Annotated in this window: 23 protein-coding genes; 12 read left to right on the top strand and 11 right to left on the bottom strand. The window is 53.3% G+C overall.

Annotated elements, in window-relative coordinates:
• Positions 1-171 precede the first annotated feature (171 nt).
• Entirely contained in the window at positions 172-2,217 is a 2,046-nt protein-coding gene (locus ACK3CJ_RS14305) for a methyl-accepting chemotaxis protein (RefSeq protein ID WP_409522893.1), read from the top strand.
• Positions 2,218-2,270: 53 nt separating this feature from the next.
• Here ACK3CJ_RS14305 and ACK3CJ_RS14300 read toward each other — a convergent pair whose 3' ends face one another.
• The 8 genes from ACK3CJ_RS14300 to ACK3CJ_RS14265 all read right to left on the bottom strand — a co-directional run bounded on the left by ACK3CJ_RS14300 (position 2,271) and on the right by ACK3CJ_RS14265 (position 9,570).
• Positions 2,271-4,250: a methyl-accepting chemotaxis protein gene (locus ACK3CJ_RS14300; protein WP_409522892.1), complete on the bottom strand. Its 1,980-nt coding sequence runs from the start codon at positions 4,248-4,250 to the stop codon at positions 2,271-2,273.
• A 152-nt stretch (positions 4,251-4,402) separates the two neighbouring features.
• The gene (locus tag ACK3CJ_RS14295) at positions 4,403-4,948 is read right to left on the bottom strand and encodes a DUF2231 domain-containing protein (RefSeq protein ID WP_409522891.1); all 546 of its coding nucleotides are present in this window, start codon (positions 4,946-4,948) and stop codon (positions 4,403-4,405) included.
• Positions 4,945-6,372 (bottom strand): ethylbenzene dehydrogenase-related protein, encoded by a 1,428-nt coding sequence (locus tag ACK3CJ_RS14290; RefSeq protein ID WP_409522890.1) that lies wholly within the window; start codon positions 6,370-6,372, stop codon positions 4,945-4,947. Before ACK3CJ_RS14290 ends, ACK3CJ_RS14295 begins: the two co-directional genes overlap by 4 nt.
• 106 nt (positions 6,373-6,478) lie before the next feature.
• Positions 6,479-6,676: a YgaP family membrane protein gene (locus tag ACK3CJ_RS14285; RefSeq protein ID WP_409522889.1), complete on the bottom strand. Its 198-nt coding sequence runs from the start codon at positions 6,674-6,676 to the stop codon at positions 6,479-6,481.
• The gene (locus tag ACK3CJ_RS14280; RefSeq protein ID WP_409522888.1) at positions 6,673-8,394 is read right to left on the bottom strand and encodes a SulP family inorganic anion transporter; all 1,722 of its coding nucleotides are present in this window, start codon (positions 8,392-8,394) and stop codon (positions 6,673-6,675) included. The genes ACK3CJ_RS14285 and ACK3CJ_RS14280 overlap by 4 nt, the downstream gene beginning before the upstream one ends.
• Positions 8,391-8,813, bottom strand: a complete 423-nt coding sequence (locus tag ACK3CJ_RS14275) for a DUF6691 family protein (protein ID WP_409522887.1) — start codon at positions 8,811-8,813, stop codon at positions 8,391-8,393. The genes ACK3CJ_RS14280 and ACK3CJ_RS14275 overlap by 4 nt, the downstream gene beginning before the upstream one ends.
• A gap of 2 nt (positions 8,814-8,815) precedes the next feature.
• Entirely contained in the window at positions 8,816-9,250 is a 435-nt protein-coding gene (locus ACK3CJ_RS14270) for a YeeE/YedE family protein (RefSeq protein WP_409522886.1), read from the bottom strand.
• Positions 9,247-9,570, bottom strand: a complete 324-nt coding sequence (locus ACK3CJ_RS14265) for an ArsR/SmtB family transcription factor (protein ID WP_409522885.1) — start codon at positions 9,568-9,570, stop codon at positions 9,247-9,249. Before ACK3CJ_RS14265 ends, ACK3CJ_RS14270 begins: the two co-directional genes overlap by 4 nt.
• A gap of 109 nt (positions 9,571-9,679) precedes the next feature.
• Here ACK3CJ_RS14265 and ACK3CJ_RS14260 point away from each other — a divergent pair, with 109 nt between their 5' ends.
• The 4 genes from ACK3CJ_RS14260 (at position 9,680) to ACK3CJ_RS14245 (ending at position 15,097) form a co-directional block, all read left to right on the top strand.
• Positions 9,680-10,540, top strand: a complete 861-nt coding sequence (locus tag ACK3CJ_RS14260) for an MBL fold metallo-hydrolase (protein ID WP_409522884.1) — start codon at positions 9,680-9,682, stop codon at positions 10,538-10,540.
• A gap of 201 nt (positions 10,541-10,741) precedes the next feature.
• The gene (locus ACK3CJ_RS14255) at positions 10,742-12,820 is read left to right on the top strand and encodes a putative bifunctional diguanylate cyclase/phosphodiesterase (RefSeq protein ID WP_409522883.1); all 2,079 of its coding nucleotides are present in this window, start codon (positions 10,742-10,744) and stop codon (positions 12,818-12,820) included.
• Positions 12,821-13,002: 182 nt separating this feature from the next.
• Complete coding sequence (locus ACK3CJ_RS14250; protein ID WP_409522882.1) at positions 13,003-14,589, top strand: methyl-accepting chemotaxis protein; 1,587 nt, start codon at positions 13,003-13,005, stop codon at positions 14,587-14,589.
• Between the two features lie 76 nt (positions 14,590-14,665).
• Positions 14,666-15,097 carry a DUF3135 domain-containing protein gene (locus ACK3CJ_RS14245; protein ID WP_409522881.1) on the top strand — a complete coding sequence of 144 codons (432 nt, stop codon included), beginning with the start codon at positions 14,666-14,668 and terminating at the stop codon, positions 15,095-15,097.
• 53 nt (positions 15,098-15,150) lie between these two features.
• On the opposite strand, the gene ACK3CJ_RS14240 is transcribed toward ACK3CJ_RS14245, so the two are convergent.
• The 3 genes from ACK3CJ_RS14240 to ACK3CJ_RS14230 all read right to left on the bottom strand — a co-directional run bounded on the left by ACK3CJ_RS14240 (position 15,151) and on the right by ACK3CJ_RS14230 (position 17,424).
• Positions 15,151-15,459 (bottom strand): hypothetical protein, encoded by a 309-nt coding sequence (locus tag ACK3CJ_RS14240; protein WP_409522880.1) that lies wholly within the window; start codon positions 15,457-15,459, stop codon positions 15,151-15,153.
• A gap of 176 nt (positions 15,460-15,635) precedes the next feature.
• Positions 15,636-16,571 carry a substrate-binding domain-containing protein gene (locus ACK3CJ_RS14235; protein WP_409522879.1) on the bottom strand — a complete coding sequence of 312 codons (936 nt, stop codon included), beginning with the start codon at positions 16,569-16,571 and terminating at the stop codon, positions 15,636-15,638.
• Positions 16,564-17,424, bottom strand: a complete 861-nt coding sequence (locus ACK3CJ_RS14230; RefSeq protein WP_409522878.1) for a formate dehydrogenase accessory sulfurtransferase FdhD — start codon at positions 17,422-17,424, stop codon at positions 16,564-16,566. Before ACK3CJ_RS14230 ends, ACK3CJ_RS14235 begins: the two co-directional genes overlap by 8 nt.
• A gap of 353 nt (positions 17,425-17,777) precedes the next feature.
• Here ACK3CJ_RS14230 and ACK3CJ_RS14225 point away from each other — a divergent pair, with 353 nt between their 5' ends.
• From ACK3CJ_RS14225 to fdh3B, 7 genes are all read left to right on the top strand, one after another.
• The gene (locus ACK3CJ_RS14225; RefSeq protein ID WP_409522877.1) at positions 17,778-18,242 is read left to right on the top strand and encodes a DUF3305 domain-containing protein; all 465 of its coding nucleotides are present in this window, start codon (positions 17,778-17,780) and stop codon (positions 18,240-18,242) included.
• Positions 18,235-18,870: a DUF3306 domain-containing protein gene (locus tag ACK3CJ_RS14220; RefSeq protein WP_409522876.1), complete on the top strand. Its 636-nt coding sequence runs from the start codon at positions 18,235-18,237 to the stop codon at positions 18,868-18,870. Before ACK3CJ_RS14225 ends, ACK3CJ_RS14220 begins: the two co-directional genes overlap by 8 nt.
• 168 nt (positions 18,871-19,038) lie before the next feature.
• Positions 19,039-20,817, top strand: a complete 1,779-nt coding sequence (locus ACK3CJ_RS14215; protein ID WP_409522875.1) for a 4Fe-4S binding protein — start codon at positions 19,039-19,041, stop codon at positions 20,815-20,817.
• 17 nt (positions 20,818-20,834) lie between these two features.
• The gene (locus ACK3CJ_RS14210; protein ID WP_409522874.1) at positions 20,835-21,470 is read left to right on the top strand and encodes a TorD/DmsD family molecular chaperone; all 636 of its coding nucleotides are present in this window, start codon (positions 20,835-20,837) and stop codon (positions 21,468-21,470) included.
• A gap of 12 nt (positions 21,471-21,482) precedes the next feature.
• A complete protein-coding gene (locus ACK3CJ_RS14205; protein ID WP_409522873.1) occupies positions 21,483-21,701 on the top strand; it encodes a twin-arginine translocation signal domain-containing protein in 219 nt (72 codons plus the stop codon).
• Positions 21,702-21,724: 23 nt separating this feature from the next.
• Positions 21,725-24,583: a molybdopterin-dependent oxidoreductase gene (locus tag ACK3CJ_RS14200; RefSeq protein WP_409522872.1), complete on the top strand. Its 2,859-nt coding sequence runs from the start codon at positions 21,725-21,727 to the stop codon at positions 24,581-24,583.
• Positions 24,584-24,640: 57 nt separating this feature from the next.
• Positions 24,641-25,285, top strand: a complete 645-nt coding sequence (fdh3B, locus tag ACK3CJ_RS14195) for a formate dehydrogenase FDH3 subunit beta (protein ID WP_409522871.1) — start codon at positions 24,641-24,643, stop codon at positions 25,283-25,285.
• Positions 25,286-25,307: the final 22 nt, after the last annotated feature.

The raw sequence follows: 25,307 nt of genomic DNA, 5'->3' as shown, positions 1-25,307 counted from the left end.
GCTCACCGGGCAGGGGTTCGCTAACATCTTTGGTACTCATAAGTGCCATATTTGTTGGAGTAGGTTGGCTGATTCTCAATCCCTCCTGTTCGGCAGATTGCGCACACCACAATAATAAAAAGACGCTGTTTCATCGGTAGTTATGCCGTTGAATCACGTTTGGAGCGTGCCGTGAAGAGCTTTCTATACCCTGCTGTTTACCTGATGAACCAGCTCAGATATATCTATAAATTCGGCTTGATCAGTCTGCTTTTTTTGCTGCCATTATCGGTCATGAGTTATGCGCTGATCAGCCAGGCTTATCAGAGTATACGTGTCACTGAACTGGAGAGAGAGGGGGTTGAGTTGCTGCAGCAGACTTCCCGACTGATTCAGTCTGCTGAACGTTTCCGGGATCTGCGAGCGGTCGAGCACTATCGTGAAGTGGCTGATCTGGGAGCAGAGATCGTCCGGCAGCGCACTGATGTGGTTCAGCATCTGCAAGCACTGCAGTCCTCCACATCTCCTTTGATTGCACAAGACCAGATACAGTCCAATCTGGACACGGCAGCCAGGCATTGGCAACGGCTTGAAAGTGAGGGGGCCAGTAATCAGGGCTTAGTTGATGCACAATTCAATGTTTATCATGATTTTGTCAGTGACTTGTTGCGTCTGCAGCGCTCAATTGCTCAGGTAAGTGGTTTGACCAAGGATCGGAGTGAAGAGGTCCTGAATCTGGTTGATCTGGTGGTGCGAGAGCTTTCTCCCGGGCTTGAATTGATGGGAAGAAGTCGCAGCTTTGGGGTGTATGCTCTGAATGGCGATTTTCTGGAGTCCAGTCTCAGTGATCGTCTTAATCTGATTTTTGATGGTCTGACAGACGCGCAGCATAATCTGCAACAGTTGATGATGCTGGCGATAGAGCCAGTTTCTGCCGGTGCTCCCGTCGGTGATTCCGAGCTTCAGCAACTGGCGAGCAGGGCGGGAACATCCTTGCTGAATGTGCGTGACACGCTGGATGAGGAGGTGATTATAGCGATGTCGCTGGAGTTGCCCTGGCAGGAGTATTTCAGCTCCGTCAGCAAAGATATTGACGCGCTGCATCAACTGAGTCAGTCGCTTCTTCCGCAGGTCGATCGACTGCTTGAGCAGCGTCTGGCCGCCGACAGTCGGCAGCTATACTTCTTGATCGCAGCGCTGGCTTTGGTGCTGTTACTGATCGCCTATCTCTATTCAGGTTTCTATCTGTCGGTACAGTCCTCGATCAATCGCATCTGGCATGCCAGCCGCTCGATCGCCGAAGGGGATATGACTGTACGGGTGAAGTCCGGCACTCGTGATGAGATGTCAGCGCTTACGCTGGAGTTCAATCGCATGACTGAACGAGTACATAATCTGATCACTGAAGTGCATGTTACGGCACAGCAGGTATTTGAAAAAGCGGGGCAGGTGGAAAATATCTCGATTGAAAGCAGTGCCGCGATTCAGGGGCAGCGTGATGAAACGGAACAGGTGGCTGTTGCGATGAATGAGATGACCCTCTCTGTGGAGGAGGTGTCGCGTTTTGGTACAGAAGCACTGGAAGCAGCGGTTCAGGCAGATGAACATACGCGACAGGGGCATCAGCAGGTCAGTACAGTGCTGACCGGTATTCAGGCTCTGGCTGATGAGATAGAGAAGTCGGTCGCGGTGATTAATCGTCTCGAAGCCGATAGCCATAACATCACCAAAGTGCTTGAAGTGATCAAAAGCGTGGCCGAACAGACCAACCTGCTGGCGCTTAATGCAGCCATTGAAGCCGCTCGCGCTGGCGAGCAGGGCAGGGGTTTTGCTGTAGTGGCCGATGAGGTACGGATATTGGCGCAGCGTACACATCAATCCGCTGAGGATATCGATAAAATGGTGGCGGGACTGCATCAGGGGGTCAGTGAGTCGGTTCGAGCGATGCAAAGCAGCCAACAGCTGGCACGAAGCACCGTGGAGGAGTCCAGCAAGGTGGGCACTGCATTGCAGAGTATTGCATCGTCCGTGCATACGATTGTCCAGATGAATGAACAGATCTCCAGCTCGTCAGGTGAGCAGGCGGGTGTAGCCAGTGCGATTGACAGAAACATCCTGACGATCAGCGGGGTGAGTGAGCAGACAGCACAGGGAGCGGATCAGGTTGTGGCAGCGAGTAAGGAGATGGCTGCAATGACAGAGCAGTTGAAGCGCCTGTTGGGGACATTCAAGATTTAAAAGGATCAGATTTAGAGCGATTGAGCGCCATCCCTGGCGCTTATGGTCAATGATTAGATGGTAAAACGCTTCAGAATGACCTGCTGCTCCTTGGCATAATCCAGCAGATCATTGCTGCTGGACGCGGCCTGCTCGGCACCCTGGGCAGTCTGAGCTGCCGCACTGTTGATGCCGTTCAACGTCATACTGACTTCATCCACTGCAGAGGTCTGTTGCTGTGCAGCTTCTGCTATCTGGGTGTTCAGGGAGCGGATATGGGAGATGGAGTTGTTCATCTCCTCCAGTGATGATTTGGATGTGGTGGCATGACCGACACACTGCTGCGACTGATCGTAGCTCTCTTTCATCACCTGCTCAACTCGCAGGATCTGCTGCTGCATGTTCTCAACCATCTCCTGGATGCGTCCGGTAGAGTTCTGGGTGCGGCTGGCAAGATCTCGTACCTCATCGGCCACCACGGCAAAACCTCTGCCTTGTTCACCTGCGCGGGCCGCCTCAATCGCTGCGTTGAGGGCCAGCAGATTAGTCTGCTCAGCAATGGCGTGGATAGTCGACAGAATCGACTCCACATCATTTCCGGCCTTGGCCAGCTCTGTACTGACAGTTACGGCTTCGGTGATCTCCTTGGCCTGGCGCTCGATGCTTTTCAGCGTTTCCTCGACATTACGGGTAACATCCACACTGAGCTCTTCACATTGCCCTACGGCATCCAGTGTCGTATGGCTGTGGTTGGCTACTTCGGAGATGCTGCTGGAAATCTCGGTGGCCGCAGAGGCGGTCATCTCCAGTTGTTGGCTCTGCTCCTGCATGGCACGGGTGGTCTGCATGCTGATAGCGGAGTTCTGAGTGGCCATTTCGGAAAGACGAACTGAGCCTTCAGCAATCTGGCCCAACACTTCTTTCAGGCTGCTGATCACCGCATTCAGAGACTCTGCCAGATCGCCGAACTCATCCTTGCGTGACTGATCAAAGGTGACGCGCAGATTACCATTTCGGACTTCCAGCAGCGCTTCGCGGAACTTGGATAAAGGCTGGCGAATAGCTGAGATGGTCAGGAAGGCGACGATCACTGCAAAGAGTACGGTGGCCGCCGACAGCGAAAACATTACCAGCGTACTGACACTGGCGGCATCATTTGCCTGAACCCGCGCCCCTTCAGCCTGATTGTTAGCGGCCTGTATCAGCTGATTGGCCGTTGCCAGTGAGCGCTGAACCAGAGCAGAGACTTCGCTGAGCTGTTCATCAATCTCAAGGTTAAGGTCGTACATTTCGCTCAGCAGTCTCACCATCCCCTCTTCACCATAGAGTGCGGAGATGATCTCGTTGGTGACCAGTTCGGCTCCTGCTGCGTCCTGGTCCACTTTCAGGAAGTCGTCATAGGCTTTTCGCAGTTCATTGCTGTTATTGGCAAAGTCGGCGCGAAAACGCTCGATATCGGCTGAACGCATGTAGTTGAAGTAGTGAAAGCGGTGAGTGTTCATGGCACGGTTGAGGTTACGTACGGCGATAACACTGTTGATATCCGTTACGCGGGAGGAGTAGGCACGCGCCCAGTTGGCCAGCGCATCGCCCTGTATCAGGAAGTTAAGCTCCGCGCGCGTAGCTTGCTCCTTCATTATGATCTGACTCTGCCGATTGGTCAGAATAGCCTGGGCAATCTGTCCGAGCTGATCGCTGTACCCGTTTAGCTGTCGAGCCAATCCGGCGAGTTCCGGCGCCTGCTCAAACTGGGTCTGGAGTTCTCCGAGTGACTGACGAAGTGTGCTCATCTGCTGTGTCAGATTACTGCGCTGCTGTTCGAGCAGCTCTTCATCATTAGCTGATAATCCCTCATACAGTGTCTGGATGGTACTTTGCAGGCGTACCATCTGTCTGTAGCTGCCATCGAGAGCCGGAATGGCTTCATCCATTACGTTTTCTAGGCTACCGGAAATGCTGCGGTTGCCGTATTGGCCACCGAGGCTGACGACGATGATAAACAGAACAAGGATCGCAAAACCGAGGGTGATGCGCTGAGTGATATTCAGGCTCATGGTGCTCCCGTTGTTTTTTATGGAATTATCGGGTGAAGATAAAGTTGAGTATAAGGGAAACCACTGGGGGGTCAATACAGGATGCGACTGAAAACTATCTTAATGTGTTTAATTGCCCGGCTGTATCAACCGACAGTCGGGCAATGGAGTAATTATTGCTGTTTCGTTTTCCAGCCCACCAGCAGGCAGCCGATCCCGATCAGGATAACGGCTATCAGAGTCCAGTCCGGAACGTAGAGCGTTGAGTAGACATTCCAACCCAGGAGTCCCAATAAGGTCGAGACGAGTGTTGGTGCACCGGCGAGGTGCCCACCGAGTGTGCCGCTGATTGCAAACAGCACTGATCCGATCAGTGCCAATATAACCAGTACCCAACGCTTGCAGCCACTGAAGGCGCTGGAGCCGCCACGCCAGATGAGTATGGTCAGCAGGGTATAGATGGCGACTGACCAGTAGGAGATCAGAATATGGTTACGGGTCATCGGGCTATGGGTGTTGGCTTCTATCGGCCAGACCAGCAGACCGCTGACAATTGCCGCTGCTGCACCCAGCAGGCTCAGGATCAGCAAGGGCAGTAATGCTTTTCGGCTTAATTCAGCCCAGTATCCGCTGCTGAGTGATGCAACCAGGGTCAGCAGAGTCGCCAGCGCCCAGAAAGCCAGTGGGAAATGAACGAGCATATGGTGCAGACCAGTCATGACTTATCTCCTTGTGCCGGGGTGAACTGCCTGAACAGACCGATACCTGCCAGCAATATCAGAGCAATACCGGCAAACAGCGTCAGATACCACTGCCGGATGATCTCCTGATTGAACTCCATCTCGACGCCATAGACCGCGAGCTGCTCCTCACTGTGGCGAGGTTTGACGGGCTTACCCTCGGCGATATCCGGTGCTCCTGCATGCGCCTTGCTCAGCAGCGTCGGCCAGTCCACCTGACCGGGATAGAAGAGAGTCACATCAAACCATCGATCCTCATGCCAGACAGGTTCATCACCAGAAAAGAGATGTGATTGGATATCCGATTCTCGACCCAGGCCCAGCGTAAAGGGGTGAGATACGTAGTGCCAGCGGCTACCGGTGGCATCGCGATGCACAGCAAAGGCGATATCATAGATACCCTGAGCTTTGAACTGCTTGTCATCCAGTGGGTTGCCCGTATCCAGTGCACGGCTCAGCGTGACATCCCAGATACCCTGTGACCAACGCCCTTTACCCTGTACGCCAATATCACCACGAGAACTGGAGGGCTCGCGCAACAGTCGGCGTGGGATTACATCTCCGTTCTGCCAGTTGGCATCTGGATCGAAAGGCATCGCAATCTCTTCAGAGATATAGTAAACAGAATCAAAATCCACCTGACCGGACGTCACATCGCTCCATTGCAGGCGGTCGGCACCCGCTTTGGCAGGGTCAATCATGAACAGAGGCTGTTTCGCATCGCCATCCCAGTTGGTCGAGAAAGGCCCGCGACCCTCATCACCAAAACGATGCTCGGCAACGAACTGATCATCTGATACCCCTATGGGGTTAGAGCGGCCTGCGCGCCAGTGCCACAGATCCAGGAAATAACCTGCCTCACGCTGTTCACGCAGCTCATCAGCACTGACAACAGTACGCCAGTCACTGATATCACGGCGGGTATCGGGCAGGTGCTTCTGCACTTCATCTGTTCCCAATTGACCGATGTGCGGATGTGCAGCTACTTCCGCTTTATCAGCCATATTGGTAAAGAAGCGCATGTTTGAACCAACGGTGATATAGCCACCATAGCGTCCAAACTCAGGTACGCTGCCATCATCCACCAGCATGGTGACACGATCTTCATAGGTACCATCGGGATCAGGCCCGACGACGGAAGCCCCATGTCTGATCCACTGACCATCTTCATAGCGCAGCATATCGTGATAGACGTGTGGCTTGTCGGATGCCCAGCGATAGCGGAAGAAGATGGTTTCGTCATTGTGGCTGACCTGTACGCTCAGTGGCATGGTCAGTTCGGTGGGAATCCAGATGTTTCGATCCGGGTCATTATGGATCAATCCTGTGCCCTGGCTGAACCAGATCAGCAGCAGGGCCAGAATCAAACCAGCCAGAATCGCTGGAAGTCGTAGTAAGCCCATTTTCATCTCCATGACATTCAGATGCTTATGCGTAAAGCGCATATCATCTAAGCATAGACGCTTTAGCCCTGAAAACCATGTAAGAATAAGGGTTTATTGAGATAGATCAGTCTTTTCTGTTAATTGAGCAGGTATTGATACCCAGTAAAGGGTAAGCAGGGCAGAAGCGGAACACTCCGGTTGCCAGCGGCAGAATGCCGATCCACCCCCAGATACCGATGGTGCCGGTGACAGCCAGCAGAATCAGCACAAGACCGGCTACAATGCGTAATACTCGATCAACTGTTCCAACATTGGTTTTCATTTTGTCTCTCCAGTGGTGTGGGCGTCCTCTTCAAGAGCGCCGATAGTATTGAATGCATCATGTGTACTCAGAAAAACAGCAGATACCTGATCCTTGTACCAATGGGTGTCTTTCAGCTTATCCATCAAGGGTCCCTTGACCTCGGCCAGATGGATCGCTATTCCTTTTTCTTCCAGCCCTTCGGCCAGTTCGCTGAGCATCTCCAGCCCTGTACTGTCTATCTGATTCACAGCCGACAGAATTAACAGCAGTGCATGGGTGTCCGGCTGAGCGCTCAAGGCCCGATTGATCGCCTGCTCTATCGCTTTGGTGTTGGCAAAGAAGATGTTTTCATCAATGCGGATGGCGACCAGTCCAGAGATTGTTTCGACATCGTAACGGCTGATATTGCGAAAATGTTCGCTGTGCGGGATACGCCCGACCACGGCAACATGGGGTTTACTGCCTCGCCAGAGCTGGGTAGCGATGGAAAGGCACAAGCCAATCAGAATACCGCCCTCCACGCCCAGCCATATGACGGCAATGGCAGTTGCCAGCAGTGTGATGCCATCGGCGCGGTCATAACGCCAGGCATTTTTCAGGCTGGAAATATCGATCAGGGGAGTCACCGCGACGATGATGGTGACAGCCAGCAGTGCGAGCGGCATAAAGGCAAACATGTCGGCAATGCTGACCAGCATTAACGCAATGATGGCGGCGGATACGATACCAGCCAGGGGGGTATTGGCACCTGCTGCCTGATTGACAGCCGAGCGCGAAAAACCGCCGCAGACAGCAAGGCCACCTGAAATACCGCTGGCGATGTTGGCAGCGCCCAGGCCCAGCAGCTCACGATTGGGGCTGATGCTTTCACGCTTGCGCCGCCCAAGGGACTGCGCGACAGACACGCTCTCGACAAACCCCACCAGACTGATCAGCAAAGCGGGTATCAGCAGAAGCTTCAACTGCTCCAGTTGAGGTGTCGACCAGACCAACGCTGGCAACCCTGATGGCAGATGGCCGACAACCGGTACATTATGTTGATTGCTCAGATCCAGCCACCAGGTGAAGCCTATCGCAGCAATGACAGCCAGCATGGGAGCCATTTTTGACAGCACCCCGGCAGTGCCAACACCGATACCTGCCGCCTTGAGGTGATCCGACATTCGGATACGCGCATAGATCATCCATATCAGCGAAGCCAGGCTCATCCCAATGACGACAGGGTTGCTTTCAGAAAGGTGAGTGAGCAAACCGCCGATAGAAGTGGCCTCCGAGCCCAGCCCGAACAGGTGGCGAATCTGGCTGAACAGAATCAGCACAGCAGCACCGGAGATAAAACCACTGATGACAGGGTGGCTGAGAAAATTAGCCAGAAACCCCAGCCTTAACAGGCCGAAAACAAACAACATGACTCCAGAGATCACAGCCAGCCAGATGGCCAACTGGATATACTCGGCAGAGCCTGCCTCGGCAAAAGGCGATAGCAGCTCAAGGGTCATCAGTGCGGTAATGGCGACGGGGCCAACGGACAGCGTCATACTGCTGCCGAACAGTGCATATCCCAGTAAAGGCAACAGGCTGGCATAGAGTCCCATCTCAACGGGCAGACCAGCCAGATAGGCATAGGCGATGGCCTGGGGTACCAGCATGACACTGACGATCAGACCCGCACTCAGGTCACCGCCGAGGAGCGATTGCCGATAGTTCTGAAGCCAGGGAAGCAGTGCCCGTTTCATGCGTGTTTAAGCCCTTTATCCATCAGGGTGAAAAGTCCCATTCCCGCCAGCATTGCGACGACAAACAGCATGGCCAGCGGCATACCTGCACCTGCTGCGACCAGAGCCGGGCCCGGGCAGAAACCTGCAATGCCCCATCCCGTTCCGAAAATCAGGCTGCCGATCAGCAGGCGTTTATCGATCTGCTTAGAGGTTGGCAGCTGTGGTGTTGTTTCAAGCAGTGTACGCTGACGCTTCATCACCCACTGGAAAGGGATTATGGCAGTGGCGATGGCGCCAACCATGACCAATGCCAGTGATGGGTCCCACTGACCGGCCAGATCCAGAAAGCCCAGTACCTTGACCGGGTTGGACATGCCGGAGAGGATCAAACCAAACCCGAAGATCAGACCGCTGCACAGTGCAATAAGAATACGCATGATCAAGCTCCCAACAGATGGCGCAATACATAAACAGTAATGAAGCCTGCCGCCATGAACGTCAGGGTGGCTGCCAGTGAGCGAACAGACAATCGGGCAAGACCACATACACCATGTCCGCTGGTGCAGCCAGAGCCCAGTCGGGAACCGAAACCAACCAGCAGGCCAGCCAGAATGATTGCCGGCACACCACTCTCAATCTGAACAGTCGGGCGCTCGATCATCACCCAGATCAGCATCGGCGCAATAACCAGACCGCCAATAAATGCGATGCGTTCGGCCAGTTCACTCCTGTTTTTTGACAAGATGCTGCCTACCACACCACTGATGCCTGCAATACGACCGTTCCAGAGCAACAAAACGCTGACAGAAATGCCGATCAGAATACCCCCGGTTAACGAACTCCAGGGCGTAAACTGGCTCCAGTCGATACTCATACTGATTCCTCTTCATAACAGAATAGTTGATAAAGTGTTTCCAGAACGGCCAAGGCTTTGGGGTTGGCTATACTGTAGTAAATCTGCTTACCATTGCGACGAGTTGCCACCATCCCTTCTCGGCGCAAAACAGCCAGTTGCTGGGAAAGGGTGGGTTGCGTGATGCCCAGTTCCTCTTCCAATTCACCAACGTTGCGCTCCTGCTCGGCAATCTGGCATAGCAACAACAGCCGATCCCGGTTGGCCAGGGTTTTAAGCAGGAGGTGTGCCTTGTCGGCAGCATCGCGCATCTGTTCGATTCTGGGTGGTGATTGGGTCATATTCAAAGAATCACCTCAAGATCCAAAAATTAGAATAAAATAATTTATTGACTAATAATATATATAAAAATATAGTGTGTGCAAGTGTTATTTCGGGAGATTGTTCATCATGCAAATCGAGATCCAGCCTTTTTTCGATCAAGCCACCTCGACCTTTACCTATGTGGTCCATCAGGGGCAGGGGTCCATCGCAGCCATCATAGACTCAGTGCTCGACTACGATCCCAAGTCGGGGCGCACCACGACACACTCGGCTGATAAGGTTGTCAGCTTTATCAAGGAACATGAACTGAACGTTGAATGGATACTGGAGACTCATGCTCATGCTGATCATCTGTCTGCAGCGCCATATCTGCGCAAGCAAGTCGGGGGCAAGATCGCGATAGGTGAGCGCATCACCCAGGTGCAGGGAGCATTCAAGAAGCTGTTTAACCTGGAACCTGAGTTTGCTCTGGATGGCTCACAGTTCGATCACCTGTTCAAGGATGGGGAAACCTTCCGTTTCGGAGATCTGGAGGCGACTGCCATTAATGTGCCCGGCCACACGCCGGCGGATATGGCCTATCAGATAGGAGAGCATCTGTTTGTCGGCGATACCCTGTTCCTGCCGGATGTCGGGACTGCGCGTTGTGATTTTCCGGGAGGTGATGCACGGACACTCTATCGGTCGATCAAAAAGCTGCTCACTCTGCCGGACCATACCGCGCTCTATATGTGTCATGACTATCCACCTGATGAGCGCCCGGTGAGCCATTTGAGCACTATCGCTGAACAGCGAGCGTATAACATTCATGTACATGATGGTGTGACCGAGGACGAATTTGTGGCCTTGCGAGAAGCGCGCGATGCCACGCTGGAAATGCCGGTGCTGATACTGCCGTCTGTGCAGATCAATATCCGTGCCGGGCAGTTTCCACCGGCTGAAGACAATGGTACCGCCTATCTGAAAATTCCGCTGAATCAGCTCTGAACAGAATTTGATACCACTACTCACCTTGCCCATGTCACCTCTGATGTGGGCATTTTGCTGTCTTTTTTCCTTCCCCTGATCCAGATCAAGTATCCATTGCGCATCCATTTAAATTAGAAAATTTTCATGTTAATACATGTTATGTTGTTGTGGTTATTGGGCTACTGAACAAACGGGCAACGGGAAAGGATGCTGAACACCATGCGAGAGCAACTGACAAGCAGTGTAATACCTGACACAGCATCCGATCTGAATGAGATGTTCAATCAGGAGATTCTGAGTCACTTTCTGGATGGCGTCATCACCATTGATGGGCAGGGTATCATTCATTCAGTCAATCGGGCAGTGGAGCAGATTTTCGGCTACACCTCAGTGCAACTGCTCGGCGCTAATGTCAGCCTGCTGATGCCTCAACCCTTTCGTTCCCATCATGATGAGTACATTCGTCAGTACCAGCATACTGGTCAGGCCAGCATCATAGGCAAGGGGCAGCGCGAGGTCAGGGGGCAGCGGGCTGATGGAACAGTATTTCCAATGGATCTGGCTGTGTTCGAATTCACAGTGGGTGATCAGATTCACTACTGTGGCATCCTCAGAGATATCAGCGCACGCAAACAGATCGAGACGGACCTGCGCATTGCATCCTATGCATTCGAGGCACCTATCGGGATGGTGGTCACCGATGCTCGTACTCGCATTCTCAAGGTCAATCACGCCTTTACCCGTATCACCGGTTACACCGAGCGAGAGGCTATCGGCAACCCAGCCAGTCTGCTGCGTTCTGATCACCATCCTGCGGAATTCTGGACAGACATGTGGGACTGTCTGTATCAGAATCATATATGGGAGGGTGAAGTCTGGAGTCGTCGCAAGAATGGTGAGATGTTTCCAAAATGGCTGACGGTTACCGCAATACGTGATGAGGCGGGGTCGATCAGTCACTATATTGCCACAATGAACGATCTGTCTGAGCAGAAGGCATCAGAAGAGGCAATTCGTCAGCTTGCACTCTATGACCCACTGACAGGTCTGCCCAATCGCAGGTTGCTGATGGATCGACTGAGGCAGGCGATGTCTGTGGGTGCACGCAATGCGCTTTATGGTGCCTTGCTGTTTATCGATCTGGATCACTTCAAGACACTCAACGATACACTCGGCCACTCCTGTGGCGATCAACTCTTGAAGCAGGTAGCTGACAGCCTTTCAGGCTGTATCAGGCAGAGTGATACCGTTGCACGGTTGGGGGGGGATGAGTTTGTCATCATGCTGGTGGAACTATCCAGTGACCCAATCAGTGCAGCAGAAAGGACAAAGCTGGTCGTTAACTCCATTATTGATAAATTCAAAGAGCCATTCCTCCTGAATGAAGAGCATTTTCACACCACGCCCAGCATCGGTGCGACACTTTTCGTCGGGCACCGGGAGAGTATTGATGACCTGCTGATTCAGGCCGATCTGGCAATGTATAAAGCCAAGAGTACAGGGCGTAACGGTTACTGCTTCTTTGATCCGGAGATGCAGTCGGCAGCACTGAAGCGTTCGACTCTGGAGATGGATATACGCCAGGGCATCCAGCAGGAGCAGTTTGTTGTCTACTATCAGCCGCAGGTTAATGTTAAAGAGCAGATAAAAGCATTTGAAGCACTGCTTCGCTGGCAGCATCCGCTGCGAGGTTTCGTGTCGCCATCAGAGTTTATTCCCTTGGCGGAGGAAACGGGTTTGATCATTCCACTGGGTTTGTGGGTGATCGAGTCTGCCTGCAGGCAGTTGGTAGCCTGGTCGCAGGATGAGCAACGGCGTGAGCACAGTATTGCCGTCAATGTCAGCGCAAAGCAGATCTACCATTCAGATTTTGTGGCTGAGGTTAAAGATATTATCGATAGAACAGGTGCAGATCCGCACCTGCTGAAAATGGAGCTGACTGAGAGCCTGCTGCTGGCCAATGTGGACGAGAGTATCATCAAGATGAAACAGCTCAGGGACCTGGGGATCCGGTTCTCTCTGGATGACTTCGGCACAGGCTACTCATCGTTAAATCACCTCAAACGCCTGCCTCTGGATCAGTTGAAAATTGACCAGTCTTTTGTGCGGGATGTGCTGCTGGATGAGCATGATGCCACTATCGCCCGCACGATTATCGCTCTCGGTGAAAGCATGAGCTTGAATGTGATCGCAGAAGGTGTCGAGAGCAGTGAGCAGAAAGAGTTCCTGATCAGATGCGGTTGCCGCTGTTTTCAAGGCTATCTGTTTGGTTACCCGGATCTGCCGGAAAGGTACTGACTATAAGTGATTCAAGTGACCCAATCAGCACGGCTGTGCGTATCAAGGTTCAGTGTTCGGATAACCGGACCTGCCCAACATCTGCTGAGAATAATAATCCAAGGCTCAAACGGTTTGTTTGAGTCGCAACGCCAAGAGGGAGGAGTTAAACATCAACTATTGATTATCAGATTAGAGCAACCATGAAGAAAAACTACCCCATCTCCGGCCGTGAAATCGATTATCCGCACAGTGCTAATATCCTGTCGACCACCAGTCTGAAAGGCGCCATCAGCTATGTGAATGATGACTTTATCAGGATCTCGGGTTTCACCAACGAAGAGCTGATAGGCAAGAATCATAATATTGTCAGGCACCCTGATATGCCCCCTGAAGCCTTCGCCGACCTGTGGGGATCGGTCAAGTCAGGACGTTCCTGGATGGGGATGGTCAAGAATCGCTGCAAAAATGGTGATCACTACTGGGTCAGTGCCTTTGTCACGCCAATAGTCCATAACGGTGAAGTGACCGAGTATCAGTCTGTTCGCACTAAACCACAGCGTGTGCAGATAGAGCGGGCAGAGAAAGTCTATGCACAGCTGAATGCAGGTAAGAAGCCCAGAGAGCTCAGGGGCATCAGAATCAGTCTGACGAACAAGCTTCTGGGGGCCGTGGGCATCGGTGCACTGGCTTCCTTTGTACTGGCGTTGCTGGGTAATGTGCAGTGGACCTCTGCCTTGATGATGGCAGTATCTATGCTACTGATCAGCGGTCTGTTGCTGTTGGCTTTTCTGAGCCCTCTCAATAGAACCATTAAGCGGGCTAAAGTCATTGCTGACAGTCCGTTGGCTCAGGTGATCTATACAGGCCGAACGGATGAGGTGGGTGCTCTGGAGTACATACTTAAGATTCAGGAAGCAGAAGCCGGTGGCATACTGGGGCGAATTGGCGACTCTGCGCGCAAGCTTTCAGAGCAGGCCAGTCAGCTTGCAGCTGCCGTTGCTCAGAGTAGTGCCGGTAGTCGTCAGCAGCAAGAGGAAACTGAACAGGTATCGACAGCAATCGAACAGATGTCTGCCAGTATTCGTGAAGTCGCCGCTAACTCTCAGAATACAGCTCAGGCTGCCCATCAGGCGCGTACTCATGCCAGTCAGGGGCATGGTGTTGTGTCCGATGCCAGCAGTGCCATGCGTGTGTTGGCGGCTGACATTAAACAGACCGCGAGTGTTGTGCAGAGTGTACATACCAGTAGCTATGAGATTTCGAAGATCCTTGATGTGATACGCAGTATTGCCGAGCAGACCAATTTGCTTGCACTCAATGCTGCCATTGAAGCCGCTCGCGCCTCTGAGCATGGGCGAGGATTTTCTGTTGTGGCTGATGAGGTGAGATCGCTGGCAGGCCGAAGTCACAAAGCCACAGAAGATATTAATCAAATGATTGATATTCTTCAGAAAGGTGTCAAAGGTGCTGTGGCGGCAATGGAGAATAGCCTTATTGAAGTTGATAAGGGTGTTGTCCGTTCTGAAAAAGCAGCACAGGTTCTTGAGGATATTGCATCAGGAATTGCTACTATTACAGATATGAGTACGCAAATCGCCAGCGCAGTTGAAGAGCAAAGTGCAGTTTGCGATGAGGTGAACCGTAGTATCTCATCGATCAGAAGCGGTACGGATAATAATGTACAGGCCGGGCATCTGGTAGAGCAGGCAGCTCATAGTGTTTCTGAACTGTCACACAGTCTCAGATTGCTGTCTGATCAGTTCTGGAGCAAGCGACAGGTTAGTTGAGGAGTGAGTGATCTCTAAGGGCCGAAATTATTGCTGGACAGCAGGCCCTTAATAACCCGGAAAACGGGAGGGTAGTATGAGTCGATCAGATTTACCCTGTTTTGACGAGTTGATAAAAATGAACCGTCAGGACCCAGACAAGCTGGAGGCTTTAAGGCTACGGCTGACAGATGAGCTGTTGCGTGATAAACCACCTGAACAGCGTCGCTCACTGGAGCAACTGGCATTCAGAATTGAAGCTGAGCGCAAGCGGTGTCAGCACCCGATGGGCTTGTGTATCCGTTTTTCCAATATGATGCATGAGCGCTTCTGGAATATGGCTGGCTTGTTACAACGGCTACAGTCAGGGCCTGGAATCAAGGAGCTGGAGGCGGGTATCCGCGGGGCTGTTGTGACAGGTGGTGAGATAGAGAGCAAGGATGAGGAAAAGGCTGATAAAAAGGATAGTACGCAGCAAAGTGCTTCTGTGGTATCGCTGGACGAATACAGGCGACAGAAGCAGAAATGAAAAACCCCGGTTACCGAAGTAACCAGGGTTCTGGGTGTTCATCAGCGAGCTGATTACTTACCAAATTTCTGCATTTCAGCCATAAAGGTCTTGCTGGAATCAGTTGCGAGTGAAGTGAAAGCTTCACCCTGGCCTTTCATCAGGTTGAAAAGTGCAGTGTTGGATTCAACATTGAACTTCATTACGTCCTGAGGAGTTTTCAGTTCTTTAGCTTTTTCAGCTTCAGACTTGAAGAAAGAAACCAGCTCTTCGCCAGCTTTTTTCTGCAGTTCAACTGTTTTGCTGATCGCTTCTGCCTGAGTAGCCAGAAGAGTTTTTACTGCTTCAACAGGCTTCTGGAAATCTATGTTTGCTGTGGTCATGGTGTCTCTCCTGATTTTTGATGGTATGCAGTACTTATGTTGCACTGCACAATGAAGTCTATTATAGAGATGGTGAATTAATAGTCAACACAATTTTGTTGCACTGCACAAAATATTTTTCATCAGCTCTATATCTGGCAATTCAATGTAAACCATCATTATTACAGGTGGGTGAATCAGCTGCGTTCCTCGCCATTCCAGACCAGCTTGCCGCATTGACTCAGGTCGTAGCCGGAAAACTGCTGTGACATGCGATGTCCTTCATTGGTTTGCAGCCATTCGAACAGCTGTTGAATCAGTGTCCGAAAATAGACGGCTCTTGGCACCACCAGTTCAAACGATTCCTGATAGACAGGAATGAAGCTTAAACCGAACTCTTCTGCCGCCGCCTGCGTGCCGGGGCCTATTTCTGCCTGTCCACGTGCAATGGCAGAAGCGGTTTCCCGCTCGGTCAGGGCGTGGCAGGCAAGGTTCAGATGTTCAAAGGCAACCTTCTGCTCGCTCAACCACTCCTTTAAAAAGCGCTGCGAACCAGCGCCTTCCTGGCGGATTACCCAGCGATAGCGTTCCAGCTGTCGGGCTGTCAGATCCAGAGAATCACTGATTTGCCGGTTTGCGATCAAACCCTGCTGGCGCTTGAACAGATGCACCAGTACCCAATGGCGCGATCCGGCATATTGTCTGATCAGAGCAGGGTGACGTAACTGGCTTTCGTCTGAGCGCCCCCAGTGTATGGCGCAGCAGTCCACCAGACCCTGCGACAGTAATGACAGACCAGCCTGCGTGCCGGTCGGCATGTAGCTGTACAGTGCACGATGTTGCTGTGCTTTCATTACTCTCAGCAGTGCGGCCTGCAACAGGGGGTCATCGCTGCCTGACAGCAGCAAACGATCGGTCAGCACACCATGATGGCTGGACTCCAGCAACCACTGATCGATCAGCTTGCGCGGAAATAGCCACTTGCCTGTGACCTTGGTGGCAGGCAGATGTCCGTTACTGGCCAGCTGATACACCTTCTTCTCATTCAGATGAAGGTAGCTGGCGACATCCTTGACCGTCATGTAGGGGGAGGGAGGAGAGGAAGGGGATGATGGCGGCGAGTGCTCAGTCATCTGCCCGGCCTCGTTTCTCAGAGCGGCCTCGTTCCTCAGGTTTTGCGTCCAGCTCCAGACGCTGGTGGCCGCTGAAGGCCAGAAAGTGTTTTCCCTTGGCGCGGGCGAGCATCAGAATATTCAGCCTGTCAGCAATCTCAAGCCCCATCTGTGTGGCGCCGGATCGAGACAGCAGTACACTCATGCCCATCTGAGCCGACTTGATCACCATTTCCGACGTTAATCGACCCGTTGTGTAGAAGATCTTATCCTCTGCCGTGACATGCTCCAGCCAGAGCCGGCCGGCCAGGGTGTCGACAGCATTGTGGCGGCCGATATCTTCACAGAAGGCGATCACCTCACCATCACGGGTACAGATAGCGCAGCCATGAACCGCACCGGCATTACGATAGGTTTCATTATGGTTGCTCAGGCTGTCGAGCAGATGGTAAATCTGAGACTGCTTCAGCGACCATTGCGACAGCTCCAGGTGTTCAAGTTTTGCCATCTGATCGCCGAATACCGTACCCTGGCCACAACCGGTGGTGACGGTACGCTTTGACAGCATCTCATCCAGATTATCCGGTGTGCGACGGGTGACCACGGCAGCTGATTCCACCTCCCAGTCCACCTGAATTGCAATGACATCCTCCAGTGATTCAACCAGATTCTGATTACGCAGGTAGCCGAGCACGAGAGCTTCGGGATCTTCGCCCAGTGTCATCAGTGTCACGATTTCGCGCTTATCCAGATAGATCGTCAGCGGTCGTTCGCAGGCCAGTGCCTGCTCACGCCAGTTACCCTGCTCATCCATGACCTGTGTTATCAGTGTCAGCGGAGCGCGGGCTTCTGACAGCTGTGGGCGGTAAGCCATACAGAATCCTTTTTTCAGTTTCTTTTTTGTGCAGCAACAAGCATACCAGTTGGGAATAGCACAGGCATATCCTCCTTCGACACGCTGCATGCAGGATCAAACCTGGTGTTTGGAGCAGCGGGAGCTAGATTTGTTGCCTGATGGGGCGATATCAGATTGGGTCAAAATGTCTCATCTGTGCAGGTGCGTTGTATCCAAATGGCGCTGTTTTGCGTTTCAGCAGCCCCGCTGAAAAAATTGAGCTGTGGCTGTGATGGCATATCCCTTGGGCTTTTCAGGCCGAATAGATCTACCAAAAAGAGGCGGCATATAAATTGCGTGCCATATTAAGTAGGTAAAAGGGAGAGCGATTGATGTCTGACGAAAAACCATCACTGAACAGCTGGCCACTTTGGGTGAGACTGGAACGACAGATCACCATATCTCGAGGTTGGGAGTCCGAAAACTGGCGCGTTGCCGAAGTGGCCATGGATCCTGACGCAAATGAATCTTTTCATCGCCTCTGGTTGCAGCTCTATCGTGACGAGCGCGTAGCCTATCGATTCAATCTGGATTCCGGCTCACCCCGTTTGTTCGTTGTCTGTGAAGCACTGGAGACAGGTTGGGTGCCACGCAAGCTGACCATCTGCCAGGATGTGGCTGCTGACTATATGGATGGCAGCCAGCCAGTGCTGAGTATCCCTATGCCCGAAGCGATCATGCTCTGGGCGGAGCGTTTTATTGCGGGACACGGCGACTTGCCGGATCCCTCAAGCCATAAACGTCGCATGCGCCAGCAGAAGAAAGCTGCAGAGCAGGGAGTGAATGGGAATGAGTGAGGCTTTTCTTTCCCGCTGGTCTCGCCTGAAACGAGTACTGGATGAAAAAGGTGAAGCAGGAACAGATCACTCTGTCCCGGAGGCGGCGATATCTGACCAGGCGCAATCGATAACCCCTTCACAATCGACAACCCCTTCACAATCGATTGATCACTCTCAATCAGTAGAGCAAGAACCATCAGAAATAGATCTTTCTTCGAGCACTGAAAAGGATGGTGGCAGTGTTGAAGATCAATCTATCACTGAGCCTGCTCCGCTGACCGATGAAGATATGCCTGATCTCGAATCAATCAATGGGCGCAGTGATGTGTCGATGTTTTTCTCATCGGCAGTCAGCCCCGAGTTGCGTAGCCAAGCGCTGAAAAAACTGTTTCATCAGCCTGAGTTCAACTTCCGTGATCCTCTCGATGAGTATGCCGATGATTACTCCAATATGCCGCTGCTGGATAGAAAGGTGGCTGCCACTTTGAAGGGCTGGGTCGGTCAGCAGGTCAGAGAGGCCTTGCTGGCTGAGGAGAATGCTGCGGAAGAGAAGGCTGATTCGCTAGCGCAACAACGTGAGCAACAAAACGATCAACAACCTGAGCCAGAGTATCCCAATGAAGAGGAGGATGATCAGACAAAATGACGCATCAATCGGAATTCCATCCATTTTGAATGGATCCTCGGGAGTCATGACGCCTTATCTGGGTTGTTACTCTTGGCTTCAGAATTGCAATCAATAACAACAAAGCGCTGAACACTGCCAGATCCATAAATAAAAAAGTTCAGCCATAGCGTGTCAATGAGAGTGTGAATGAAATCAAATCACTGCCAGGAAGATTTGCAGGCGTCTGATGCTGGGCTGATGCCGGTTCCGACGCTGATTACCCATCGGGCAATGACTGCCACTGATGATATCAATCGTCAGGCACGCCAGATCGCGTTGCAGTCGATGCCACCCGTTTTGCTGCAGCAAAACGACGCCATTCAATACCGCAGCAAAGGTCATCTGCTGATTATCGGCCCGGAGGACCAGTCGCGGCTGGCTGCAGCTCAGGTGAAGGGCTTAAGCAGCATCACGCTGCTGGCGCTCGGCGATATCAGCTCACAGGAGGATGAGCATCTGGAGCGCGCCATGGCCAGTGCTCCCGATGCTCCTTGTCTTTATCTGCCACTGATCAGCCTCGATGGCTGGTTGGGTGAGTTCACGCTGTTGCTCAAAGCGCCGGATGGGCAGGAATTTAACCCAGCTGAGCCGCTGATCCGGCAGCAGGGCTTTGATCTGGTGCTGGATCTGACGCCGCAAGGTGTGATTGAGCAGGAGCTGACACCACCGGGCTATTATCATATCGCACCGGATTCCACGCACCTGCATGAGGCGCTGGATGAGCTGAGCGGGATGGTCGGGGAGTTTGAGAAGCCTCAGTATATCCAGGTCAATCATGATATCTGTGCGCACTCCACTCGCGGCAAGATCGGGTGCACCCGCTGCCTTGATGTCTGCCCGGCGGATGCGATCAGCCATCATAATGAAACCTTTGACCACGACTATCAGATCGAGATCAATACCCATCTGTGCCATGGCGCCGGTAGCTGCGCCACGGCTTGCCCGACAGGCGCACTGAGCTTCATGACACCGGCACCTGCGACGCACCTTGAGCATCTGCGCCGTCTGCTGGATAACTATCATGCCGCAGGGGGGGAGGGTGCGGTGCTGCTGATCCACAGTGAGATAGCGGCACCGGACATGAACACCTTGCCGGGCCAGATTTTACCGATCGCACTTGAGGAAGCCGCCGGTATCGGGGCTGAGTTGTGGCTGTCACTGCTGGCACAAGGTGCCACACTGGTGGCGATTCAGGTCGATAGCGATACACCGCCATCTCTGCGCACACTGCTGCAAAAAGAGACTGCTCTGGTCGGCCAGTTGCTCCGGGCACTGGGTCATCCTGCTGCACGTATCAGTCTGGTTGAGGCCGATACGCTTACCGCTCAATTACCTGAACTGATTGATCAGCTCTCCCATTGGCAGAATCTGCCAGCCAGTGAGACCTTTGCCTATTCCGGAAAGCGACAGACGCTGAATGAAGCGCTGGATCGTCTGTATCAGCAGGGGCAGGGCAGTGATGATCCGGTCAGTCTCCCGGTTGGCAGCCCTTATGGTCAGGTGCTTATCAATGAGAGTGCCTGCACCCTCTGCATGAGTTGCGTGGCGGTCTGCCCGACACAGGCACTTCGCGGTGGCACTGCAGAGCAGCCACAGCTGGCGTTCATGGAGGGTGATTGTGTGCAGTGTGGCCTGTGTGAGCGCAGCTGTCCTGAGCAGGTGATCACGCTGGAGCCGCGTTTTCTGCCAGCTACTGGTGATCGTTGTGAAGTCAGTGTGCTGAAACAGGAAGATCCTTTTCATTGTGTCAGTTGCGGCAAGGCGTTTGCGACCAGCAGCACCATCACACACATCATGAAAAAACTTGAAGCACACCCCTATTTTCAGGGTGATGCGGTCAAGCGCTTACAGATGTGTGAAGACTGTCGGGTCAAGGACAGTTATCGCGAGCTGGTGATGGATCCCGAAGCGCAGTTGCGCCTTTAACCTGCAGGAGTCATGGCATGAACAGTGTTTTACACGCCACCCCGGAGATCAGCGAAGAGGATAGCCTCAGAGCCGATATCTATGCACTGCTGGCATCCCTGTTGCGTCAGGCACCTAATTCTGAGCTGTTGAGCTTTCTCGGTGAGCTGGAGCTGGACGCAGACTCGCCGGGTGAGATGGCACAGGCTTGGCAACTGCTGAAACTGGCAGCACAGCACAGCGATGCGAACGCTTTGGAAAGTGAGTGTCTGAAGCTGTTCATTGGGATCACGCAGGGTGAGTTGACCCCTTTTGCCTCCTGGTATCTGACCGGATCTTTAATGGAGGCCCCTTTGATTGAGCTGCGCAAAGACCTGGATCTGCTGGGCTTTGCCAGAGCAGAGCCCTACTGCGAGCCCGAGGATCATATCGCCGCGCTGTGTGAAGTGATGAGCCTGCTGATTCAACAGGGGGCCAGTCATGAGCGTCAGGCGGTGTTTTATCAACGCCATCTTGCCAGTTGGGGACAGACTTTTTTTACCGACCTGGTCAAAGCGCCCAGTGCGGTGTTTTACAACGCGGTGGCCCTGTTGGGTCAGGCTTTTTTCAAAACAGAAACGATCTACCTGCAGAAACAGCCGGATGCCGTTCAAAGCGTCCGTTTGAGTGGATAAAGGAGCGAAGTGATGCAAAACAACAAGAATGAGTCCGACGATACAACTCAAGTGGGACGACGCCAGTTCCTGAAAGGTGCAGTGGCGGTGTCGGCAGCAGCGGGTGTTGCTGCCGTCTCCGGCCAGACTCTGGCAGCAACGGAACCACTGGAACCCAAAGGCATGCCGGATACGGCTGAAGGCTACCATGAAACGGATCATATCCGGGCCTATTACGCCAGTTGTCGCTAACACTGGATTGAGAGGGAATCACGATGCGTTTAAATAAAAAATCCAGTGAACAGACACTGGCTCCGGGTCAGAACCGTTTCGGCATCAGTCGCCGCGGCTTTCTGAAAGGGACGACGCTGGCGGCAGGCGGTATCGCTGCGACCGGTATGCTGGGCCCGAATATGATTCGCAAGGCGGAAGCTCAGACACAGACAGTCGATCTGGCAACCGAGATCAAGCGCACTATCTGTACACACTGCTCTGTTGGCTGCGGTATTTATGCCCATGTGCAACAGGGTGTCTGGACCGAACAGGAAGCGGCGTTTGACCATCCGATCAACCGTGGTGCGCACTGTGCCAAAGGGGCTGCGGTTCGCTACCACGGTCATAGTACCCGACGTCTGAAATACCCGATGAAGCTTGAAGGCGGAGAGTGGAAACGTCTCTCCTGGGAGCAGGCGATCGATGAGATCGGCGACAAGATGCAGTCGATTCGTGATGAGTCTGGCCCGGATTCGATCTTCTGGCTCGGCTCAGCCAAGTTCAACAATGAGCAGGCCTATCTGTTCCGTAAAATGGGCTCACTCTGGGGTACCAATAACGTTGAGCACCAGGCGCGTATCTGCCACTCCACCACGGTAGCCGGTGTTGCCAACACCTGGGGCTACGGCGCCATGACCAACAGTTACAACGATATGCAGAACAGCCGCTCCATGCTGTTCATCGGCTCCAACGCTGCCGAAGCGCATCCGGTGTCGATGCAGCATGTTCTGATCGCCAAAGAGCGTAACCGTTGCAAGGTGATTGTGGCGGACCCTCGCTACACCCGTACCGCAGCTAAAGCGAATGAATATGTGCGCATCCGTCCCGGTTCTGATGTGGCGTTCATCTGGGGTCTGCTGTGGCATATCTTTGAAAACCGCTGGGAAGATCAGGAGTACATCAACCAGCGCGTCTATGGCATGGATGAGATCCGTGAAGAGGTGCGTCAGTTCCCACCTGAGGTAGTACAAGATATCACGGGCGTCAGTGGGGAACAGATGTACAAGGTGGCCAAACTGCTGTCGGATCATCGTCCCGGCTGTATCGTCTGGTGCATGGGCGGTACTCAGCACACCACCGGCAACAACAACACCCGTGCTTACTGCATTCTGGAGCTGGCGCTGGGTAATATCGGTAAAGAGGGCGGCGGTGCCAACATCTTCCGTGGCCACGACAACGTTCAGGGCGCCACCGATTTCGGTGTGCTGTCGGATTCACTGCCAGGCTACTACGGTCTGGCTGAAGGCTCATGGCGCCATTGGGCGGGTGTCTGGGGTCTGGATTTCGAATGGATACAGAACCGTTTCGACCAGAATGAGTACCGTGGTGGCAAACCGATGCACACCAACGGCATCACTGTTTCCCGTTGGGTTGATGGTGTGCTGGAAGATAAGGAGAAAATGGCGCAGAACGACAATCTCCGTGCCATGTTCTACTGGGGGCATGCCGTCAACTCGCAAACTCGCGGACCTGAAATGCGCGAGGCGATGAAAAAGCTCGACATGATGGTGATTGTCGATCCCTATCCGACCGTTGCCGCCGTCATGAATGACAGAACCGATGGCGTCTATCTGCTGCCGGCCTGCACTCAGTTTGAAACCTACGGTTCTGTGACCGCATCCAACCGCTCCATTCAGTGGCGCAGCAAGGTGATCGAACCGCACTTCGAGTCCAAGCCGGATCACACCATCATGTATCTGCTGGCGAAGAAGCTCGGCTATGCTGATGAACTGTTCAAGAACATTCAGATCAATGGTGATGAACCTCTGATCGAAGATATTGTGCGCGAATACAACAGTGGTATGTGGACCATCGGCTACACGGGTCAAAGCCCTGAGCGTCTCAAATATCATCAGGAAAACTGGCATGCGTTTGATTTTGTCAGCCTGAGAGCAGTGGGAACTGACGCCCATGGTGACTTCTATGGACTGCCCTGGCCCTGCTGGGGGACAGCTGAGATGAAGCATCCCGGCACGCATGTTCTCTATAACACCAGTCTGGCGGTCAAGGATGGCGGTCTGGGCTTTCGTGCCAACTTTGGTGTCGAGCGTGATGGCGTGACACTGCTGGCGGAAGGCTCCGCGCCGGTTGGCAACGAGATAGGTGACGGCCATCCGGAATTCACCGCAGATCTGCTGAAACAACTGGGTTGGTGGGATGACCTGACACCCGAGGAGCAGACCGCTGCCGAAGGGCGTAACTGGAAGACTGACCTGTCTGGCGGTATTCAGCGAGTGGCCATTGCTCATGGCTGTGCGCCTTTCGGTAATGGTAAGGCCAGAACCGTGGTCTGGACCTTCCCGGATGCGATACCCAAACACCGTGAGCCGCTCTACACCACACGGCGTGATCTGGTTGAAAAATATCCGACATGGGACGATTTCGAATCGCTCTATCGTATGCCGACTCTGTACAAATCGATTCAGGCGCGTGACACCAGTGCCGAATACCCGATCATTCTGACCTCCGGTCGACTGGTTGAGTACGAAGGGGGTGGTGATGAAACACGCTCCAACCCTTGGCTGGCGGAGCTGCAGCAGGAGATGTTTGTCGAGATCAACCCCTTCAATGCCAACACACTGCGCATTGCAGATGGTGACACAGTCTGGGTCTATGGGCCGGAAGGTGGCAAGGTCAGAGTCAAGGCGATGGTCACTAATCGTGTCGATCGCAACGTTGCCTTCATGCCTTTCCACTTCGGTGGCGAGTTCCAGGGTGAAGATCTGCGCAGTCGCTATCCCGCGGGCAGCGATCCCTACGTGCTGGGTGAATCGGTCAATACGGTCACAACCTATGGTTATGACCCGGTGACCATCATGCAGGAAACCAAATGTACGGTCTGCCGCATCGAGAAGGCGTGATAGGACATAAATGCGATACGCCCGTCCTGGCGGCGGGCGTTGCTGAGGAGAAGTTCCATGGCTCGAATGAAATTTTTGTGTGACTCAGAGCGCTGCATCGAGTGTGAAGGCTGTGTCACGGCGTGCAAAAACGCCAACGAAACCGAGTGGGGGATTCAACGTCGCCGTGTGGTGACGCTGGATGATGGCGAGATCGGCAAGGAGGTTTCGATCTCCGTAGCCTGCATGCACTGCTCGGATGCGCCGTGCATGTCCGTCTGCCCGACTGACTGCTTCTATCCGACCGAAGATGGCCTGATCCTGCACAACAAGGATGCCTGCATCGGTTGCGGTTATTGCCTCTATGCCTGTCCGTTCGGGGCACCGCAGTTCCCGAAACAGGGATCCTTCGGGGCGCGTGGCAAGATGGACAAGTGTACTTTTTGCGCGGGCGGCCCAGAAGCCGACCCTCAGGTGGAGCAGCAGAAATATGGTGCCAACCGCCTGCGCGAAGGTAAGTTGCCACTGTGTGCCGAGATGTGCTCAACCAAGGCACTGTTGGCGGGTGATGCGGCCGATGTGGCTGATATCTTCCGCGAGCGTGTGGTTTATCGTGGCCATCGCAACAGTGCCTGGGGTTCACTGGAGCAGGGGGCTCAGGAGACTGAACTGGCGGCTGCCAGGCAGGCGGATCTGGCCTATGATGCTACCCGTGGTGTTTAACTGCAGCATAGCGAGAGCTGAT

Origin of the sequence: Nitrincola salilacus (assembly GCF_046271865.1) — a bacterium.
Lineage (GTDB): Bacteria > Pseudomonadota > Gammaproteobacteria > Pseudomonadales > Balneatricaceae > Nitrincola > Nitrincola salilacus.
Note: the sequence above shows the minus strand (reverse complement) of the source record. Positions and strands in the feature narration are given on the sequence as shown.